This is a genomic window from Nocardia sp. NPDC057353 (genome assembly GCF_042667085.1).
Lineage (GTDB): Bacteria > Actinomycetota > Actinomycetes > Mycobacteriales > Mycobacteriaceae > Nocardia.
In genome coordinates this window covers 1-18,618 of record NZ_JBHVAK010000013.1, presented here as the reverse complement: position 1 = coordinate 18,618, position 18,618 = coordinate 1, and the positions used below count along the sequence as shown (strand labels likewise).

Here is an 18,618-nt window from a genome sequence, read left to right as displayed (position 1 = left end):
ACCGCGGCCCGGCCCGGTGCCGGACCGGGTACGACGGGGGAGTATGCATAGGAGCATGGCGGATACAGTCGACGTCCCGATTCAGGACGAGGCCATCAAACTCGGCCAGTTCCTCAAGCTCGCCGACCTCATCGAGTCCGGCGCGGAGGCCAAGACGGTGATCGCGGCGGGGCTGGTCCGGGTCAACGACGAGGTGGAGACCCGCCGCGGCAGGCAGCTCCAGGTCGGGGACACGGTGGCGCTCGCGGGGCGCCAGGCCAGGGTGACCGGCCGCTAGTCCTCGGCGCGCACCACGATGCCGTCGTGGTCGCTGTACAGCATCTCGCCGGGCACGAAGGTGACGCCGCCGAACTCGACCGGCACGTCCTGCTCGCCGGACCCGGTCTGGGTGCTCTTGCGCGGGTTGGTGCCGAGCGCCTTGACGCCGATGTCGAGGGTGCGCAGGATCGCGGAGTCGCGCACCGCGCCGTTCACGATCACCCCGGCCCAGCCGTTCTCGACGCCACGCCCGGCGATGATGTCGCCGACCAGGGCGGTGTGCACGCTCGCGCCGCCGTCGACCACCAGCACCTTGCCCGCGCCCGGCTCGCTCAGGGTCTGCTTGACCAGCAGGTTGTCCTGGAAGCAGCGGATGGTGGTGATCCGGCCGGAGAACGCGGCCCGGCCGCCGAACTGCGTGAACTGGGTGTCGCAGCTGCGGATCTCGGGGCCGATCTCGTCGGCCAGGTCGGCGGTCGCCACGGAATCGACGTTCGAAGTATCGGTCACGTCGGAGATTGTGCCCGGTCACCCCGTGTGACCGGCACCTCACGGCTCGCGAGTCAGGTGGAACGCCGCGATCTGCGCGACCAGGTTGTCGGCGGTGTGCTTCACCGCGAGCTTGACGAAGGGCTCGATGGTGCGGCCGAGCGCCTTGCCCGCGAGCCCGCCGGGCACCCGGTAGTCGACGATGGCGTCGATCGTGCAGAGCGCGGGGGCCTTGGGGTGGAAGACGAAGGTGGAGGTGATCTCGAAGCCCTTGATCGAGGTCACCTCGATGAGGGCGTTCTCGGTCCACCCGGTGATCTCGATCCGGGAGGTCAGCGTGGCCGGGCCGAGCTTGATCTTCCCGTCGAACACCGCGCCGAGCCCCTCGTCCCGCGCGCCGACCGGGGTGAACGACTGCAGGCCGTGCAGGAACTTCGGCAGATTCCGGTAGTCGTTCACGTACGCGAAGGCGGATTCGGCCGATGCCACGCAGTCCTCGACGATCGTTACCACGGTCACGCCGGCCACTGTAATCGCCCGATGCCGGTCACGCCGTGACGCCGAGCGTCGCGGCGAGGCCGAAGGCGAGCGCCATGACCAGCGTCTCGGTCAGCGCTCGGCGCAGCGAGTCCGCGGCGGGCACCCGGTGGTCGGCGGCGCGCGGCACCCAGCTGCGCCGCCACCACCAGCCGAGCCCGGCCAGCGCCAGCAGCACCGCCGTCTTGGCCAGCATGATCCGGCCGTACCCGGTGTCGACCAGGCCGCCGATCCCGCCGAGCCGGATCAGCCCGTTCAGCACCCCGGTCAGCGCGACCACCGCGATCAGCGGCCCGGCCAGCGCGGAGTAGCGGGGCAGTGCCGCCGCCCACTCGCCGCGGCCGCGCAGCACCAACGCCAACGCGACGAGCAGCCCGAACCAGAGCCCGGCGGCCAGCGCGTGCGCGGCGGCCAGCACCGAGCCGAAGGCCTGCTGCGACATGTGCCCGGTGATCGGGCGCAGCGCCAGCGCCACCGCGGCGAAGACCAGCACCAGGTCCGGCGAGCCGCCCCCGGAGCGGAAGGCGACCGCGCCGTAGCAGGCGATCAGCGCGGTGGCCGCCAGCACCGCCACCCCGACCTGGCCGCCGCTGGTGTCGCTGACGAAGTCGCCGAAGGCGTCGAGGCCGAGCGCGCCGACCGGCACGTCGACCACCTCGGCCGCCTCGAACACCAGCAGCGCGAACTCGGCCGCGCACCAGCCGCCCGCCACGGCGGCGAGCAGCCGCCACGGCGGGCGCAGCCGCTCGTTGATCCGCGGCAGCGCCGCCAGCCCGAGCACGGTGGCGCCGAGCCCGTCGGCGAGCATCCGGATCGGGGCCTCGGCCGGGGTGCCGCGGCTCAGCAGCCACGCCACCCCGACCCCGAGCAGCCCGGCCACCGGCAGCAGCCACAGGCCGCGGCGCCGCGGGGTGGCGGGCGGTGTCACGCGCGCTTTCCTCGGCCCCTGCCGCCTGCCAGCGCGACCGCGAGGCCACCCGCGAAGATCACCACGCCCGCCGCGACGAAGATCCAGACCGGGATGCCGCCGGACCCCTCGTCGGCCGCGGAGACCTCGGCGCCCGGCGTGCCGCCGCCCGCCTTGGTCAGGGTGAAGGTGCGCTTGCCGTTCACGGCGTGGCCGTCCGCGGAGGTGACCCGGAAGGCGACGGTGTAGGTCCCCGTCGGGCCGAGCTCGCCGACCGGGACGCTCACCGTCGCGCCCTCGACCACCGGGTCGCCCTGCTGCCAGAAGTGGTTGTCCGGGCCGACGACGGTGAGCGCGGGGAAGCTCGGCTGCAGCGGCTCGTTGAAGGTCACGCTGACCCGCTCCGGGCCGACCTCGACCGACGAACCGTCGGCGGGGACGCTGTCCACCGCGACGGAGTGCGCCGCGGCGGTGCCCGCGCCGATGGTGACAAGCAGCCCGGTCAGCGCGGCGAGCGCGAGCGCGCGCAGCGGCCTCACGACCGGCGCCCGCGGATGACGGAGCCGAGGCCGAGCGCCACCGCGAAGAGGCCGAGCGCGAGGCCGATGCCGCCGAGCCAGCGGGCGGTCTCGTCGGTGCCCTCGTCGGCGGCGGCCGCCTCGGTGTCGGTGCCGTGGCCGCCGTGCGAGTGGCCGTCGGCGGATGCCTCGGCGAGGTGCAGGCTGGGGGCGGGGCGCTCCGGCTCGGAGCCGTCCGCCGCGGCGGGCTGGTCCCAGCGGACCACGCTGCCGTCGCTGTAGCTCTGTGCCGCCGGGAAGCTCACCTCGTGCTCCTTCGGCAGCGGGCCGATGGAGACGACGAAGCGCTGGAACTGGCCGGGGGCGACGCCGGGGTTGCCCGGGTCGGCGGTCCAGGTGACGGCGGTGACCTCGCCCGCCTGGTTCTTGTCCAGCTTGGCGGTCCAGCCGGGCAGTGGCTCGGTGCGCACGCTGCGCACGTTCGGGATGGTGACGGTGAGCGCGGTGGTGCTCGCGGTCTCGGACTCGGTCGGCACCCGGAAGGTGGCGACGGAGTAGCCGCCCTGGGCGGCGCTCGGGGCGTCGACGGTGACGTGCGCGGCGGCGCTGCCGCAGGCGGCCAGGACCAGGCCGGCGGCCGTTGCGGCCGTGATGGAGGCACGGGTGAGTGCGGAGTGCATGGGGGTTCGCTTTCGGTCGGTGCGAGGGTCGGTGGTTCGGTGCTCAGCACCCGACCGGCGGAGCCCGCGGACCGATCGCACCGAGCGGTCCGGCCGCGCGGAGCAGGGGAGTGCCGGGGAAACCGGCTACGGAGGCGAGCGCGGGCCGCGCGCGCGGCGGGCCGAGCATGACCCGCAGCGTGGTGGCGGCGAGCGCCGCGAACCGCTCCGCCGCCGGAAGCGCCAGCGCGACCAGCAGCGTCGCCACCGCGTGCGCGACGACCATCGCGGCCGAACTGGAGACGGCGCCGAGGTGGCCGCTCGCAGCGCTGCCCGCGCCCGACGCACCCAGGTGGGACGCCAGCAGCAGGTGCGCCGTGTACTGACCGCCCGCGAGCACCGCGAGCAACCCGGCCGCGTCGGCGAACCGCCCGCGCCGCCGGACGAGCACCGCGACGGCCCCGGTCAGCACCGAAACCGCCTGCAGCAGCGCCAAATCCGCCCCGCCGGGGAAACCGCCGCCCGCGGCGCCGTGCGCGGCTACGGCGAGCGCGCCCACCAGCGCCCCGACCACCGGCCCACGGAGGCAGGCGGGATCGGGGGCGGCGGGCACGGCGTCAGCGCACGCCGAGGCGCGCGAGCACGTCGGCCTCGAGCCCTTCGAGCTCGCTGGCGACGGCGGTGTGCACCGCGCGGCGGCGCGCGGCGGGCATCTGGTCGGCGGTGCGGACGGCGGCGCTCAGGCTCTCCAGCCGCTCCTTCGTGGTGCCGACGAAGGCACGGGTGTCGTCCGCCTTCCCCTCGCCGCTCACCTTCGCCAGCGCCGCTTCGGTATTCGCGATCCGCGCCTGCAGCCTGCCGCCGTGGCCCGCGTAGTCACCGAGCTGGTCGATGCCGATGCCGAGCTGCTGCGCGCGCCGCACGTCGAGCTGCCCGCGCAGGTAGGTGGCGCCCCGGTAGGCCAGCGGGGCCAGCACCGGCACCAGGATCCGCGCGACGCCGAGGTACTTCTTCACCTGGCCGGGGCTGAACGGATCGCGCTCGGCCTTGGCGGCCAGCTTGACGGCGGCCTTCTCCTCGGCCTGGTAGGCGGCGATCTGCGCCTTGGCGACCTTGCGCTGGGTGCGCGCCTCGGCCCGCCGTGACTTCCGGTCGTTCTTGGCCACCAGCTTGGCTTCCAGCCCCGCCTTGTGCTTGAGGGCCTTGGCCTCGGCCCGCCGGCTCGGGCGCCGCTTGCGCTTGGTGAACAACCCCATCGAAGGCCCTCCGTCATGCCATGGTCACGAGCACGCAATTCGTGCCCAACCCTACTGGGTCGGGAGTGGTCCGCCACCGCCGGATTCGCGGAAGTGTCGGGGGTAGGGCCCATACTGCTCTACGTGATCACGGGTAGCGACGGGGGCGGTGACCCCGAGGGCGGAGCACGGCCGGAGGGCCGTGCGCCCGCGTTCATCGATGCCCGTTCCCTCATCGGGTGCAGGCACCGGTTGCATCTGGACGCCGCGTTCGGCCAGCAGATCGCCGGGGTCAGGGAGGACGCGGGGGTCAGGGAGCGGCGCGAGGCCGCGGCGCTGCACCGGCAGCAGGTGCGCACCGCGCTGGTCGGCGCCGCCCCGGAGCAGTGGGTCGTGATCGACCCCGCAGGCCGCGCCGCCGACCGGGCCGAGGCCACGCTGCGCGCCTGCGCGAGCGGCACCCCGCGGATCTGGGGCGCGCTGCTGCCACAGGAGCCGGACACCGGCCGCCGCGGCGGCGTGGAGATCCTGCTCCGCGATGCCGAGCGCGGCGGCTACATCCCGGTGCTGGTGGTGAACCACAAGGTCACCGACCCGCGCAGGCCGGAGCCCGCCGACTTCCACCCGGTGACCACTGACCCGTACGTCTGGAACCCGGCCCCCGACCCGCACCGCAAGCTGCGCCAGCAGCCGCGCGACCAGCAGCGCCTCGCGCACCTCTACCGGATGCTGCAGCGCCACGGCCTCGCCTCGCCCGCGCTGGTCGGCGGGGTGATCGGCTACGAGGGCAACCGCATCCTCGTGCACGACCTCGGCCCGCTGCTCGCCGACTACGACCGGCGCTACGCGGACCGGATCGCCGTGGTCCGCGGCGAGCTGCCGACGCTGCCGTCGAAGGTGCCGGAGTGCAGGCAGTGCCCGTGGTGGAGCCGCGGCCCCGGCGCGGGGCCAGGCTGCGAGGGCGTGCTGGCCGAGCGCAGGGACGTCAGCCTGGTCGCGCCCGGCTCGCGCGCCGAGGTGCTGCGCGGGCACGGCGTGCAGACCATCGACGACCTGGCCGCCTGGTCCGGCCCCGACCCGGAGGACTGGCAGCACGGCCCGTTCGTCGAGGCGGTCGTCACCGCGCGGGCCTGGATCGCGGGCGCGCCGCTGGTGCGCCGGGTGCAGCCGGTGCGGGTGCAGCGCGCGGACGTCGAGGTCGACGTCGACCTGGAGAGCTTCCAGGAGTTCGGCGCCTACCTGTGGGGCACCCTGCTGGACGGCGTCTACCGCCCCTTCGTCACCTGGGACCCGCTGCCGACGGACGACGAGGCGCGCTCCTTCGGCGAGTTCTGGACCTGGCTCATGCGGATCCGCGCGCAGGCGCACGCCGCGGGCCGCACCTTCGCCGCGTACTGCTACTCGCGCACCGCCGAGGACAAGTGGCTCTACGAGTCGGCGCGGCGCTTCGCGGGCAAGCCGGGGGTGCCGAGCCGGGAGCAGGTGCGCGCCTTCGTGGACGGGCCGGAGTGGGTGGACATGTTCCAGGCCGTCTCCGAGCAGTTCATCTGCCCGAACGGCAAGGGGCTGAAGAAGATCGCCCCGGTCGCCGGGTTCGCCTGGCGCGACCCGGAGGCGGGTGGCGAGGCTTCCATGAGCTGGTACCGCAGGGCCGTCGGGTACGAGGCCGAGCCGGACCTGTCCCAGCGCACGCGGCTGCTGGAGTACAACGAGGACGACGTCCGCGCCACCATGGCACTGCGCGAGTGGATGACCGAGCGGGCGGACCTGGAGGTTCCGGCACTCGACGATTTCGCCCGTCGTACTATCGCGACGTGACAGAGCACGTCGAACAACTCGAGTTCCGGGCGGAAACCCATCAGCTGCTCGAGCTGATGATCCACTCGGTCTACTCCAACAAGGACACCTTCCTTCGCGAGCTGATCTCGAACTCCTCCGACGCGCTGGACAAGCTACGGCTGGAGTCCTACCGCGACAAGGATCTCGAGGTCGACACCTCGGATCTGCACATCGAGCTGGCGACCGACCCCGAGGCGCGCACGCTCACCGTGCGGGACAACGGCATCGGGATGTCGCGCGCCGAGGTCGTGGATCTGATCGGGACGCTCGCCAAGTCCGGCACCGCGGAGCTGCGCAAACAGCTCGCCGAGGCGCAGAGCACCGATGCCGGTGAGCTCATCGGGCAGTTCGGCATCGGCTTCTACTCGACCTTCATGGTCGCGGACAAGGTCGTGCTGACCACGCGGAAGGCGGGGGAGACCGAGGGGACGCGGTGGGAGGCCACCGCGGGCAGCTCCACCTACACCATCGAAACCGTCGCCGACGCCCCGCAGGGCACCTCGGTCGGGCTGCACCTCAAGCCCGCCGACGTCGACGACCACCTCTACGACTACACCCTGGAGTGGAAGCTCAGGGAGATCGTCAAGAAGTACTCCGACTTCATCGCCTGGCCGATCCGCATGCAGGTCGAGCGCACCGTGACCGAGGGGGAGGGCGAGGAGAAGACCGAGAAGACGGTCGTCGAGGAGCAGACCCTCAACTCGCAGAAGGCGCTCTGGACCCGGCCGCGCTCGGAGGTCTCCGATGCGGAGTACACCGAGTTCTACAAGCACGTCAGCCACGCCTGGGACGACCCGCTGGAGATCATCCCGCTCAAGGCCGAGGGCACCTTCGAGTACCAGGCGCTGCTGTTCATCCCGTCGACCGCGCCGTTCGACCTGTTCACCCGGGAGCACAAGCGCGGGGTGCAGCTCTACGTCAAGCGGGTGTTCATCATGGACAACTGCGAAGAGCTGATGCCGGAGTACCTGCGCTTCGTCAAGGGCGTGGTGGACGCGCAGGACCTGTCGCTGAACGTCTCGCGGGAGATCCTGCAGCAGGACCGGCAGATCCAGATGATCCGCAAGCGGCTGGTGCGCAAGGTGCTCGCCACCGTCAAGGAGCTGCAGGGCGCCGAGGACCAGGGCAAGTACCAGACCTTCTGGCGCGAGTTCGGCCGCGTCCTCAAGGAGGGGCTGCTGAACGACCAGGACAACCGGGAGACGCTGCTCGGAGTGTCGTCGTTCGCCTCGACGCACTCCGAGTCCGAGCTGACCACGCTGGCCCAGTACGTGGAGCGCATGCCGGAGGGGCAGGACGCGATCTACTACATGACCGGCGAGAGCAGGCAGCAGGTCGAGAGCTCGCCGCACCTGGAGGCGTTCCGCGCCAAGGAGCGCGAGGTGCTGATCCTGACCGACCCGGTGGACGAGATGTGGGTCGGCTCGGTGCCGGAGTTCGACGGCAAGCCGTTCACCTCGATCGCCAAGGGCGAGGTCGACCTGGAGACCGAGGAGGAGAAGAAGGCCTCCGAGGCGCTGCGCGAACAGCAGGACAAGGAGTTCGCCGAGCTGCTCGGCTGGCTCGGCACCACGCTCTCCGCGCAGGTCAAGGAGGTCCGGCTGTCGTCGCGGCTGACCTCGTCGCCCGCCTGCCTTGTCGGTGACGTCTTCGACTTCACCCCCATGCTGGAGCGGATGTACCGGGCCTCCGGGCAGGAGCTGCCGGAGTCCAAGCGGATCCTGGAGCTCAACCCGACCCACCCGCTGGTCACCGGGTTGCGCGACGCCTACGACACCCGCCGCGAGGATGCCGATGCGGGCAAGGTGCCGGAGCTGGCCGAGACCGCGGAGCTGCTCTACGGCACCGCGGTGCTGGCCGAGGGCGGCGAGCTGAAGGACCCGGCGCGCTTCGCGCACCTGCTCACCGATCGGCTCACCCGGACGGTGTGACGCCCACCGCCGGGGGCCGGTCGCGACCGGCCCTCGGCACCGGCGTCCGTTTTCCGCACGATTCCGCCGACAGCGGGTTTGCCAGCGGGATGCGGACGTAGTCTGGTGCGGTCGAAAGGATCGTCGGAACATGTCGGGGAGTCCGCTGGAGAGCGCGGAGGTGTGGGACGCGGTCGCGGACGGCTACGGGGAGTTCGCCGCGGCCGTCATGCGGCCGTTCTCCGCGCTCGCGCTGGAGTTCGCCGCGCTGACCAGCGAATCCGCGGTGGTGGATGTGGCCGCGGGCACCGGTGCGCTCAGCCTGCCCGCCGCCGAGCGGGCGGGCCGGGTCTGCGCGGTGGACATCTCGCCCGCCATGCTCCGGTTGCTGGAGGCCGCGGCGGCGAGCGCGGGGCTGGACAATATCGTCACCGACGTCGCGGATGCCAGGATGCTGCCCTACGCGACCAGGAGCTTCGACGCGGCCTTCTCCATGTTCGGGCTGATGCTCTTCCCGGACCGCTACCGCGCGCTCGGCGAGCTGTACCGGGTGCTCAGGCCCGGCGGCACCGTCGTGGTCTCGAACTGGGCGCCGATCTGCGACTCCCCGCTGCTCACCGTGTTGTACGAGGCATTCAGGGAGGCGGTGCCCGAACTCGGCGAGCCGCAGCAGGACTTCCTCGGCCTGGAGAACCCCGAGGTGTTCCAGAGCGAACTGCGGACGGCGGGGTTCCACGGGGTGGTGATCCAGCGGCACTCCATCGTCACCCGGTTCGCCGACGGCGTCGAACTCTGGGAGACCATGGTGCGCAGCAGCGCCTCGCTGCGGCTCATGCGGTCGCTGTGGGGCGATGAGCTGTGGACCGAGCGGTCGCTTCGGGTCAGGGCGTACCTGGACCGGCGGTACCGGCCGAACCAGCCGCTGCCCGCCAGCGCGCTGCTCGGCATCGGGCACAAGCCACAGCCCGGCTGAACCGCGCGAACCCCCGGTGGCCGCGCCGCCGGGGGTTCGTGGCACACGATTCCTAGCGCGGCGCCATGCGCAGCGCGCCGTCCATCCGGATGGTCTCGCCGTTCAGGTAGTCGTGCTCGACGATGTACTGCGAGAGCTGCGCGTACTCCTCCGGGCGGCCGAGCCGGGACGGGAAGGGAACGCCCGCCTCCAGCCCCTTGCGGTACTCCTCGGTGACGCCCGCCAGCATCGGGGTGTCGATGATGCCGGGGGCGATGGTGTTCACCCGGATGCCGAACTGCGCCAGGTCGCGCGCGGCCGGGACGGTCATGCCGTGCACGCCGCCCTTGGAGGCGGAGTAGGCGATCTGGCCGATCTGGCCCTCGAAGGCCGCGACCGAGGCGGTGTTGATGACGACGCCGCGCTGGCCGTACTCGTCCACCGGGTCGGTCTTCGAGATGGCGTCGGCGGCCAGCCGCATGACGTTGAACGAGCCGAGCAGGTTCACCGTGATGACGGTGCGGAACAGCTCCAGGTCGTGCGGGCCGTTCTTGGACAGGATGCGCCCGGCCCAGCCGACCCCGGCGCAGTTCACCACGATACGCAGCGGGACGCCGGACTCGACGACCTTCGCCACCGCGGCGGCGACCTCGTCACCGCTGGTGACATCGGCGGGCAGCAGCGTGACGCCATCGGGTACGTTGTCGCCCGCGCGCTCGATCGACTGCGGGATGTCCAGCCCGAACACGGTCGCACCCAGGTCGGCGAAGCGCTTGGCGGTGGCGGCACCCAGGCCGGATGCCCCTCCGGTGACGATGGCGGCGGAACCCGAAATCTCCACGATGGTCCTCTCGTTCGTGACAGCCCATTGGCTCTGGTGCATTCGCACCATAACCGGTCGGATTTTCCGGTTCGCCCGCGTCCCTGTCGGACGAATTGCGAACACTGGTGTTCGTCAGGTGGTACCGTCGGGCCATGAGGCTGTCCGCCCGCGCTTCGCTCGCCGGGCGCAAGATTCTGATCACCGGTGCGGCGCGCGGCATCGGCGCGGCGCTGGCCAGGCAGTTGCACGCCCGCGGCGCCGCGGTGGCGCTGCTCGGCCTGGAGCCGGACCTGCTCGCCGATGTCGCCGCGGACTGCGGCGACGCCCCGTGGCGGTACTGCGACGTCGGCGACCAGGCCCAGGTGGAGCGGGTGGTCCGCACCCTCGTCGGGGAACTCGGCGGGCTCGACGTCGTCGTCGCCAACGCGGGCATCGCCCGGCAGTTCCCGCTGCTCGGCGGGGTGCCCGCGGTGCTGGAGGAGACGCTGGCGGTGAACGTGCTCGGCGTCTACTACACGCTGCGCGCCGCGGGCCCGCACGTGGCGCACCCCGGCGGCTACGTGCTGCTGGTCTCCTCGCTCGCGGCCGCGGTGAACCTGCCGCTGGCGGGGGCGTACAGCATCTCCAAGGCCGGGGTCGAGGTGCTCGGCACCACGCTGCGGCACGAGATCAGACACACCGGCGCCAGGGTGGGGATCGCCTATTTCGCCGAGTTGGACACCGACATGACCGCGCGCGGCTTCGGCACCGCGGCCGCGCGCGCCATCCTCGGCCGGGCGACGGTCTCCGGCGTCGCCCCGCTCGGCCCGGCCATCGACGCGCTGGAGCGCGCCATACTGCGGCGCAGGCGGCAGGTGGTCTCGCCCTGGTGGGTGGCCGCGGTGCTGCCCTTCCGCGGCGTCGCGCAGCGCGTCATCGACCTGGCGCTGCGGCACGGCGTCGAGCAGGCGGTGGAGATCGCGCGCACCGAGCAGGCGGGCTTCACCACCGAGCAGCCGCCGCGCGCGCGGAAGATCGAGCGATCCGCCTGACACCGGGTTGTGCACAATGGACGGGCCCGGTGGCCCGTCCGGAGATCCGGGCCGGCGCCACCCCCGAGCGACGGAGCCGACCCACATGACCGAACCGGTGCCAAGCGTCCGCCACCTGCCGCGCGGACGGCACGGCCTGCCCCGCGAGCAGGTGGTGGCGTCGCAGCGCGAACGCATCCTGAGCGCGATGGCCGAGGCGATGGTGGACTACGGCTACATCGGCACCTCGGTGGCGGCCATCCTGAAGCGCGCCGGGGTCTCGCGGGAGACCTTCTACGAGCAGTTCCGCTCCAAGGAGCACTGCTTCGAGGCCACCTACGAGCGCGCGGTGACCCTGCTGCTCGACAAGATCGAGCGGGCCGCGGCGCAGGTGGACGACCCGGAGACGGTCGACGAGTGGACCATCAGGAGCAACCGGATGGACCGGATCTTCGACGCCTACCTGGACCACCTGGTCGAGGACCCGGCCAGCGCGCGGGTCTTCCTGGTCGAGGTGTTCGCGGTCGGCTCGCCCGCGGTGGCCCGCAGGGCCGAGCTGCAGCGGCTCTTCGTCGAGCTGATCGCGGAGGTGCTGGACGCGCGGACCGACGATCAGATGTTCGCCTGCGCCGCGCTCGCCGCGGGCATCGGCGGCATGGTGACCGGGCGGATCGCCGCGGGCGACATGGCCGGGGTGCGCGCGCTGCGCGCACCGCTGCTGAACCTGGTGCACCGCGGCGGGGCGCTCTACGGCAACGCCTTCGCCGAGCCCGCCCCGCGCTGAATCAGCGCTCGGCGCGAACCGGGGGCTCGGTGGGCTGCTCGGCGCGCTTGCGGCGCAGTGTCACCAGCACGGCGCCCGCCAGCGCGGGCGCGAGCAGGGCGAGCACCGCGGCCACCGGCGTGCCGAGCGCGGTGCCGAGCCCGGTCAGTGCCCCGAAGTAGAGGAAGAGCAGCCCGGAGCCGATGCCGATGGCGTGCTCAGGCAGGTGCTTGCCGAGCAGGATGCCGAGCGCGATGGCGAGCGCGTCGGCGGCGACCATGCCGATGGTCGAGCCGATCCAGACGCCGAGCCAGTCGTAGTCGGTGGCCAGCGCGGCGGTGGCGAACATGGTGCGGTCGCCCAGCTCGGCGAGCAGGAAGGCCGAGCTGACCACGAAGAACGGCGCCGCCCGCGTCCTGAGCTTCGGCGCCTCGTCCGGCTCGTCCTCGACATCGCCGGTGTGCTCGCGCAGCGTCCAGACGCCGACCGCGAGGAAGATGACCGCCGCGAGCAGCGCTAGCGCGGTGGTCGGCAGCGCCGAGCCGAGGAAGTAGCCGACGCCGACCGAGATCAGGTGCACGCCCGCCGCGGCGACGGCGATACCGCTGAGCACCACCCACCAGCGGTATTTCAGCGCGAATGTCAGCGCCATCAGCTGCGACTTGTCGCCGAGCTCGGCGAGAAAGACGATGCCGATGGCCAGCATTGCGGTGGTAAGCACGAAACCGAATTTACCGGCGGGAATTCGGGTAGGGCAATACCGTTCTCATCAAAAGGCAACCGCCACAATAAGTTTGGGAATCCCGGTTCCGAAAGTTAGGGAACCCTCAAGCGGCGAGCAGCATGGCCAGAACCGCGGTGTCGGGGTCGCTGATCGGGTCCAGCCCGACCCGGCTGACCAGCGAGGTCACCGTTCCGTCCGACTCCGCCTCGGCCCACGCCGCACGGTGCTGCAGCCCCAGGTGCGGCACCCCGGGCAGCAGCACGCAGCCGGAGGCGGCGCCCGCGCACTCCGGGAGTGTGGGCTTCGTCTCCGACGGCGGGTGCAGCATGATCAGCGCGGGCGGCACCGGATCGGCGAACCGGCCGGGCGGCAGCGCCTCCGCGCCGAGGACGGGCCCCTCGGCCAGCACCATGCCGATGGTGCCCGGCGCGGGGTCGTCGGGCAGGTCCTCGCGCACCCCGAAGACCGTGGTGGTGGCGAGCAGCCCGGGCATGGAGGCGACCCGGACCGCCAGGATCAGGAATTGGGCCCATTCCTTGGTGCTGTCCGGCCAGCGGCCGGAGATCACGAAGCCCCGTAGTACCCCGCTGGAGTGGAACGGTGTGATGCCGATGGGTTCGTTCGCGCGCATTGCTGCCTCCCGTGCGGTGGGAGTTTCGAGAATGACGCAGAGATCATCTGGCACACAAGTACCAACGACTGCCGGCCGCAACGTTTCACCTGCCCGAAACACACAACGGCCCGCGGGCATTCGCCCGCGGGCCGTCGAAGCCTGGTCGGCTCAGCCGAAGATCAGCCCCTTGGCCTGGCCGGTCGCCTTGGCGAAGCGGTCCTGGACGTCGGCCCAGTTGACCACGTTCCAGAACGCGGTCACGTAGTCCGCCTTCACGTTCTTGTACTGCAGGTAGAAGGCGTGCTCCCACATGTCCACCTGGAGCAGCGGGATGATGCCGAGCGGCACGTTGGCCTGCTGGTCGTAGAGCTGGAAGGTGAGCAGCTTCTGGCCGAGGGTGTCGTAGCCGAGCACGGCCCAGCCGGAGCCCTGCAGGCCGTTGGCCGCGGCGGTGAACTGCGCGCGGAACTTGTCGAACGAGCCGAACTGGTCGTCGATCGCCGAGGCCAGCTCGCCGACCGGCTTGTCGCCGCCGTTCGGGGAGAGGTTCTTCCACCAGATGGAGTGGTTGACGTGCCCGCCGAGGTGGAAGGCGAGGTTCTTCTCGTGCAGGAAGATGGCGCCGTGGTCACCGGCCTCGCGGGCGCCCTCCAGCTTCTCCAGCGCGGTGTTCACGCCCGCCACGTAGGCGGCGTGGTGCTTGGAATGGTGAATCTCGTTGATCTGCCCGGAGATGTGGGGCTCCAGGGCGCTGTAGTCGTAATCCAGATCCGGCAGCGTGTACTCAGCCACGTTGTCCCTTCCTGTGTCGGGCCGGGGCGCGCTCCGGCTCGGAGGCGCCCCCGACCATCATTCGTACACCCGCTCGGTATCAACCGGCGTCTCGGCACGGTATTCCGCGCACGCTGATCACAAGGGCGGCGCGATGCCGGGCCGGACCGCGCGCGGGTCGCCCGCGTCGTGCGCCGCCCACCAGCGCCTGCCGTCCGCGACGAAGTGCGCGGGGGACAGCTCGGCGCCGGTGGCGTCCTGCACGGTGAGCCGGTCGAACCAGACCCGGACGTCCAGCTCGCGCGGGTCTACGCCCTCCTCCTGGGAGAACTCGAAGACGTGCGCGCCCGGCCGCTCGGCGTCCAGCACGGCGTCGAAGCTGAGCAGTTCGCGCCAGAGCGACCAACCGCTGTCGTCCACGTCGACGAACTCCCAGCCGTGCAGCCTGCCGCCGCCGAAGCTCTTGATCGCCTGGTCCAGGGTGTCCGGGGTGAGCGGGAGGATGTCCGCGTCGACGTGGTTCCAGAGCTGGCTGCGCAGCGAGGCGGCGACCCGGCCGACCCCGCCCAGCGTCAGCCGGACCCGGCCGTCCCTGCCCTCCGCGGTGACCCCGGAGCGGGTCTCCGGCAGCCGCAGCACCTCGAGCTCCAGGCAGAGCGTGCGGGCCTCGCGGTCGAAGGCCGAGCCGAGGCAGACCGCCTCGGCGAGCGCGATGTTCAGCCCGGCGATGTCGAGCAGCGGATCGAGGACGCGGGAATCGTGCCCGGCATCACGCCGGGGCGCGCTGCCGCCCTGCTCCGCTGCCTGCCCGGTTACCCGCGCCGAAGTGGAGCCGAGTGCCGTCTGCTGTGCGCCGGTGGTCATAGCGCCAGGCTACCGAGGGTGGTGCCGTACGTCGGTGTTTCCGCAGGAAGAGTCCTGTGTGGAGGCGACGGGCTCGCCGGGCGAGGGAACCGAATCGCCCCCGGCTCCGTCCAACTAGATATCGGAACCCCTTCGGGGCTCCGAGCCGGCGGCGAGTGGCCGCTCCGGGATGTTTGGAGGGGAGTCCCGGATCGGCCACTCCCACCGCCGGCGCACCGATCACCCTGTGGATAACTCGGTGGATAGCCGGAGCGGTGGCGTTCACCAGAAGGTAGCTGTGGAGGGTGTCGCGATAGTCCTCGCCTGTGAATCGCGCACAAGGCGATAGCTGAACCCTGTGGATCAGGTTGTGGAATCTGTGGATAACTCGGTTGCGGCTATGCACAACACGGGAGATTCGAGGGCGGCGTCCGGCGCCGGAGCTTCGAAACCTACCCCATGCTCGTTCTCGATGTCGAATAGGAGGGGCGGCCGTGCGGGGATCCGGCGGGAGCGGTCAGCTGTGGATACCCGGCGCACAATCGCACGGGCGCTCGGCACGCATGGCAGGATCGAAACCGTGACGAACCCCGATGTCCCGACGGTTCCGGTCGGTGCGGTCCCCGGCGCGTTCGACTCGGTCGAGCCCGCGGCGGGCGCGCCGCCCGCGATCCTGCTCGACGTGCGCGAGGACGACGAGTGGCGCCTCGGCCACGCACCCGGCGCGCTGCACATTCCGATGGCGGACGTGCCCGCCAGGGTCGACGAGCTCGACCCGGACGCCGACATCTACGTGGTCTGCCGCCAGGGCGGCCGGTCGCTCGAGGTGGTCAGGTACCTGGCGAACATCGGGTACGAGGCGGTGAACGTGGGCGGCGGCATGGTGTCCTGGCAGCAGGCGGGGCGGCCGCTGGCCGCCGACGGCGAGCACGAGCCGCGGATCTACTGAAGGGCGGGGTTCGGTGAGTACAGCGGTGCAGCCATGCGCCCGGTGCGGCGCACGCTGGGCGGTGCACGGCACGCCCATGCACTGGTGCCCCCGGTGCCGCGGCGTCCTGCTCTCCCCGGGCCCGGTGGACGCGCCACCCGAGCGGCGCAACTACCGCTGGGTCGCGCGCAAGCCGGACCACCGCCGCGCGCCACGGAAACAGCCGGAGCCGAGGGCGGCGGCCACCCCGCGCTACACCGAGATCCCGCGCTGGGGGCTGCTCGACCGCGCCGCCGAGCCGGACGCGACCCCCGCGAGCAGGTTGGACCGCGCCGCAGGCGCCGCCCGGCGGCTGCTGCTCTGGACCGCGCTCGCCTTCACGCTGGCCGCGCTGGCCGAGCTGGGGCGCTACGGCATCCTGCTCTACAACCGCACCCGGCTGGTCGAGCCGCTGCTGCTCCGCGTCTCGGACGCGGCGGTACTTACCTTCGCGGTGCTCGCCGGTGCGCTCGCCCTGCTCGCCGCCATCGCCGCGGTGGCCAGGCTGATCGAACTGCGCGCGGCGGCCTACGCCGGGGTCGGCAGGCGGGACCCGCGCTCGCCCCGCGCCCTGCTGCTCGGCACGCTGGTCCCGGTGCTCAACCTGGTCTGGCCCGGCGTCTTCCTCACCGAGGCGCTCACCGGCCGGGACGATCCGCGCGCGTTGCGGCTGATCCGGATCTGGTGGGTGGTCTGGGTGCTCGGCGGCCTCGTCGCGGTGGGCGCGCTGTGCTGGCGCACCGCGGACTCGCTGCAGGCCAAGGCGGACGGCGTGCTCCTCACCGCGCTCACCGACCTGGTCGCCGCCGCCGTCGCGCTGCTCACCCTCGGCGTGCTGAACGTCCTCGAGGGCGGTGACCTGCGCGGCCGCGCCAGGATCGCGCAGCGCTGGACGATGGCGGCCGACCCGGCGGTGCCGGTCATCGAGCCGCTGCACCGTGCCGGGCAACCGGCTGCCGACGCGCGCCCGGCTGCGGCGGCGGGGGACAATACCGGCGACGAAGCGGGCGACCGCGAACAGGAGGAGGTCGGGGCCAAGTGACCCAGGGCAGTCGCGCGCCGTTCGTGGTCGCGCACCGCGGCGCCTCGGCGGCGCGGCCGGAACACACCATCGCCGCCTACGAACTGGCGCTCGAGCAGGGCGCCGACGGGGTCGAGTGCGACGTCCGGCTCACCCGCGACGGGCACCTGGTCTGCGTGCACGACCGCACCGTCGACCGCACCTCCGACGGCAGCGGCGCGGTCAGCGAGCTGACCCTGGCCGAGCTGTCCGACCTCGACTTCGGCGCCCCCGGCGCCCCGGCCGGGCTGCTCACCCTGGCCGAGCTGATCCAGCTGGTGCTGGACTGGCGCAGCCGCCCGACCAAGCTCTTCATCGAGACCAAGCACCCGGTGCGCTACGGCGCGCTGGTGGAGAACAAGCTGCTCGCCGAGTTGCAGCGCTTCGGCATCGCGACCCCGGCCTCCGCGGACCACTCGCGCGCCGTGGTGATGTCGTTCGCGGCGAGCGCGGTGTGGCGGATCCGGCGGGCCGCGCCGCTGCTGCCGACGGTGCTGCTCGGCGAGTCCTCGCGCTACCTCGGCGGCAGCGCGGCCACCACGGTCGGGGCCACCGCCGTCGGGCCGTCGGTGCAGACCCTGCGCGAGCACCCGGACCTGGTGGACAAGGCCGCCGCGGCGGGCCGGGCCACCTACTGCTGGACCGTCGACGACCCGGAGGACGTCAAGCTCTGTGCCGAGCTCGGGGTCAGCTGGGTGGCGACGAACCACCCAGGCCGCACCAAGGCGCTGCTCGCCGCCCCCGCTTGACGCACGGGCGCCCCGCGACCCTGTAGGTTGACCCCCCGTGGGTAAGAGCAAGCGCAACACTCCGAAGTCCGACGGCAACCGGGCCCAGCGGCTCGCCGAGCGGCGGGCTGCGCAGGAGCAGGCGGCCAATGCCGTCACCCGGCCGTTCCAGGGGCTGGCCGCGGAGTGCGACCTGGTCGCGCTCCGGGAGTTCGTGCCGTCGGCGACGGCGACGCTGAAGCTCGCGGCCGGTGTCGCCGCCGAGCGCTCGGTGGTGCTGGCGACCGTGCTCCCCGGCGCGGTGGCCGCGCTGGTGCGGGCCGGTGCCGAGGAGATCGGCTTCGTCGGCGTCCAGGTGCAGCAGCAGGGGCCGGACCCGGCCGCCGACCTCGCCGCCGCCGTGCTGTGGACCCAGTCCGCCGAGCCCGGCGAGTCGCTGAGCAGCGCGGGTGCCGTCGCAGGCGGCCCCGCCCTGACCGACGTCATCGACCCCGGCGCCGACCTGGAGCTCACCGTGCACCAGGACTTCGACTGGTGGGTGCCGGAGGGCGTCGTCCCGGACGCCCAGGTGGCCGCCACCATCGAACAGGCCAAGCAGGCCATCATGCCGTCGGCGCGGATCCCGCTCGGCCCGGACGCGACCGGCGCGGCCTGGTGGGTGGACGCGGGCGAGAAGGCGCACGTGCGCTGGGTCCGGCCGGAGCCGGAGGACGAGCTGATGGCCGCGCTGGCCCGGCTGCACGCCGCGGGCGGGCTGCACCTCGGCGACGGCTCGCGCTTCGCGGGCACCTTCCGCACGCACGGCCTGCTGGTCCCCGTCTTCGACCTGGACCGGGAGCGGCACCCGGACGAGTGGGGCGCCCCCGCCGACGAATTCGCGGCGCGGCTGGCAGGCGCGCTCGCCTCTTCCGAGCCGCTCAGCTCGGAAGAGCGCCGCTCCCGCGACGGCCTGCGCAGCCGCCAGGTCACCCTGCGCTGACAACACGGCAGCGGGCCCGGCTCCCACTGGGAG

At 72.5% G+C, this 18,618-nt stretch carries 22 protein-coding genes; 10 read left to right on the top strand and 12 right to left on the bottom strand.

The features are described 5' to 3' along the window. The first annotated feature begins 55 nt into the window (after positions 1–55). Positions 56–277, top strand: a complete 222-nt coding sequence (locus ACFUUZ_RS09230; protein ID WP_378694178.1) for an RNA-binding S4 domain-containing protein — start codon at positions 56–58, stop codon at positions 275–277. Here ACFUUZ_RS09230 and rraA read toward each other — a convergent pair. The 7 genes from rraA to ACFUUZ_RS09195 are packed head-to-tail and all read right to left on the bottom strand — an operon-like array spanning position 274 to position 4,624. Next, entirely contained in the window at positions 274–768 is a 495-nt protein-coding gene (gene rraA, locus ACFUUZ_RS09225; protein ID WP_378694176.1) for a ribonuclease E activity regulator RraA, read from the bottom strand. The two genes, ACFUUZ_RS09230 and rraA, sit on opposite strands and share 4 nt — an antisense overlap. A 39-nt stretch (positions 769–807) precedes the next feature. Next, positions 808–1,266, bottom strand: a complete 459-nt coding sequence (locus tag ACFUUZ_RS09220; protein WP_378694174.1) for an SRPBCC family protein — start codon at positions 1,264–1,266, stop codon at positions 808–810. Between the two features lie 28 nt (positions 1,267–1,294). After that, positions 1,295–2,212, bottom strand: coding sequence for a CopD family protein (locus ACFUUZ_RS09215; protein ID WP_378694172.1), 918 nt, complete (start codon positions 2,210–2,212; stop codon positions 1,295–1,297). Next, a complete protein-coding gene (locus ACFUUZ_RS09210) occupies positions 2,209–2,721 on the bottom strand; it encodes a copper resistance protein CopC (RefSeq protein WP_378694313.1) in 513 nt (170 codons plus the stop codon). The genes ACFUUZ_RS09215 and ACFUUZ_RS09210 overlap by 4 nt, the downstream gene beginning before the upstream one ends. A gap of 5 nt (positions 2,722–2,726) precedes the next feature. Continuing rightward, on the bottom strand, positions 2,727–3,389 hold the full coding sequence (locus tag ACFUUZ_RS09205; RefSeq protein WP_378694170.1) for a YcnI family protein: 663 nt from the start codon (positions 3,387–3,389) through the stop codon (positions 2,727–2,729). Between the two features lie 43 nt (positions 3,390–3,432). After that, complete coding sequence (locus ACFUUZ_RS09200; RefSeq protein WP_378694168.1) at positions 3,433–3,981, bottom strand: hypothetical protein; 549 nt, start codon at positions 3,979–3,981, stop codon at positions 3,433–3,435. Positions 3,982–3,985: 4 nt separating this feature from the next. Then, positions 3,986–4,624, bottom strand: a complete 639-nt coding sequence (locus ACFUUZ_RS09195; RefSeq protein ID WP_378694166.1) for a DUF6474 family protein — start codon at positions 4,622–4,624, stop codon at positions 3,986–3,988. Between the two features lie 123 nt (positions 4,625–4,747). On the opposite strand from ACFUUZ_RS09195, the gene ACFUUZ_RS09190 reads away from it, so the two are divergent. The 3 genes from ACFUUZ_RS09190 to ACFUUZ_RS09180 all read left to right on the top strand — a co-directional run bounded on the left by ACFUUZ_RS09190 (position 4,748) and on the right by ACFUUZ_RS09180 (position 9,325). Continuing rightward, positions 4,748–6,421, top strand: coding sequence for a TM0106 family RecB-like putative nuclease (locus ACFUUZ_RS09190; RefSeq protein WP_378694165.1), 1,674 nt, complete (start codon positions 4,748–4,750; stop codon positions 6,419–6,421). Further along, positions 6,418–8,373 carry a molecular chaperone HtpG gene (gene htpG / locus ACFUUZ_RS09185; protein ID WP_378694163.1) on the top strand — a complete coding sequence of 652 codons (1,956 nt, stop codon included), beginning with the start codon at positions 6,418–6,420 and terminating at the stop codon, positions 8,371–8,373. The genes ACFUUZ_RS09190 and htpG overlap by 4 nt, the downstream gene beginning before the upstream one ends. A gap of 130 nt (positions 8,374–8,503) precedes the next feature. Continuing rightward, the gene (locus tag ACFUUZ_RS09180; RefSeq protein ID WP_378694161.1) at positions 8,504–9,325 is read left to right on the top strand and encodes a class I SAM-dependent methyltransferase; all 822 of its coding nucleotides are present in this window, start codon (positions 8,504–8,506) and stop codon (positions 9,323–9,325) included. Positions 9,326–9,377: 52 nt separating this feature from the next. Here the strand turns inward: ACFUUZ_RS09180 and ACFUUZ_RS09175 are convergent, their stop codons facing one another. Continuing rightward, positions 9,378–10,145, bottom strand: coding sequence for an SDR family NAD(P)-dependent oxidoreductase (locus ACFUUZ_RS09175; RefSeq protein WP_378694159.1), 768 nt, complete (start codon positions 10,143–10,145; stop codon positions 9,378–9,380). Between the two features lie 134 nt (positions 10,146–10,279). On the opposite strand from ACFUUZ_RS09175, the gene ACFUUZ_RS09170 reads away from it, so the two are divergent. Then, positions 10,280–11,158, top strand: a complete 879-nt coding sequence (locus ACFUUZ_RS09170; protein WP_378694157.1) for an SDR family NAD(P)-dependent oxidoreductase — start codon at positions 10,280–10,282, stop codon at positions 11,156–11,158. A gap of 85 nt (positions 11,159–11,243) precedes the next feature. Further along, positions 11,244–11,921 carry a TetR/AcrR family transcriptional regulator gene (locus ACFUUZ_RS09165; protein ID WP_378694155.1) on the top strand — a complete coding sequence of 226 codons (678 nt, stop codon included), beginning with the start codon at positions 11,244–11,246 and terminating at the stop codon, positions 11,919–11,921. 1 nt (position 11,922) lies between these two features. On the opposite strand, the gene ACFUUZ_RS09160 is transcribed toward ACFUUZ_RS09165, so the two are convergent. From ACFUUZ_RS09160 to ACFUUZ_RS09145, 4 genes are all read right to left on the bottom strand, one after another. Beyond that, complete coding sequence (locus tag ACFUUZ_RS09160) at positions 11,923–12,621, bottom strand: TMEM165/GDT1 family protein (RefSeq protein ID WP_378694153.1); 699 nt, start codon at positions 12,619–12,621, stop codon at positions 11,923–11,925. Between the two features lie 106 nt (positions 12,622–12,727). Continuing rightward, on the bottom strand, positions 12,728–13,255 hold the full coding sequence (locus ACFUUZ_RS09155; protein ID WP_357016605.1) for a peptidase: 528 nt from the start codon (positions 13,253–13,255) through the stop codon (positions 12,728–12,730). A gap of 150 nt (positions 13,256–13,405) precedes the next feature. Next, a complete protein-coding gene (locus tag ACFUUZ_RS09150; protein ID WP_357016602.1) occupies positions 13,406–14,029 on the bottom strand; it encodes a superoxide dismutase in 624 nt (207 codons plus the stop codon). A gap of 117 nt (positions 14,030–14,146) precedes the next feature. After that, the gene (locus tag ACFUUZ_RS09145; protein ID WP_378694151.1) at positions 14,147–14,872 is read right to left on the bottom strand and encodes a hypothetical protein; all 726 of its coding nucleotides are present in this window, start codon (positions 14,870–14,872) and stop codon (positions 14,147–14,149) included. Positions 14,873–15,431: 559 nt separating this feature from the next. Here ACFUUZ_RS09145 and ACFUUZ_RS09140 point away from each other — a divergent pair. The 4 genes from ACFUUZ_RS09140 to ACFUUZ_RS09125 all read left to right on the top strand — a co-directional run bounded on the left by ACFUUZ_RS09140 (position 15,432) and on the right by ACFUUZ_RS09125 (position 18,585). Then, the gene (locus ACFUUZ_RS09140) at positions 15,432–15,800 is read left to right on the top strand and encodes a rhodanese-like domain-containing protein (RefSeq protein ID WP_378694149.1); all 369 of its coding nucleotides are present in this window, start codon (positions 15,432–15,434) and stop codon (positions 15,798–15,800) included. Positions 15,801–15,924: 124 nt separating this feature from the next. Further along, entirely contained in the window at positions 15,925–16,860 is a 936-nt protein-coding gene (locus tag ACFUUZ_RS09135) for a DUF4328 domain-containing protein (RefSeq protein ID WP_378694147.1), read from the top strand. After that, positions 16,857–17,627, top strand: a complete 771-nt coding sequence (locus ACFUUZ_RS09130) for a glycerophosphodiester phosphodiesterase (RefSeq protein WP_378694145.1) — start codon at positions 16,857–16,859, stop codon at positions 17,625–17,627. The genes ACFUUZ_RS09135 and ACFUUZ_RS09130 overlap by 4 nt, the downstream gene beginning before the upstream one ends. A gap of 37 nt (positions 17,628–17,664) precedes the next feature. Beyond that, a complete protein-coding gene (locus tag ACFUUZ_RS09125) occupies positions 17,665–18,585 on the top strand; it encodes a DUF5926 family protein (protein ID WP_378694143.1) in 921 nt (306 codons plus the stop codon). Positions 18,586–18,618 lie beyond the last annotated feature (33 nt).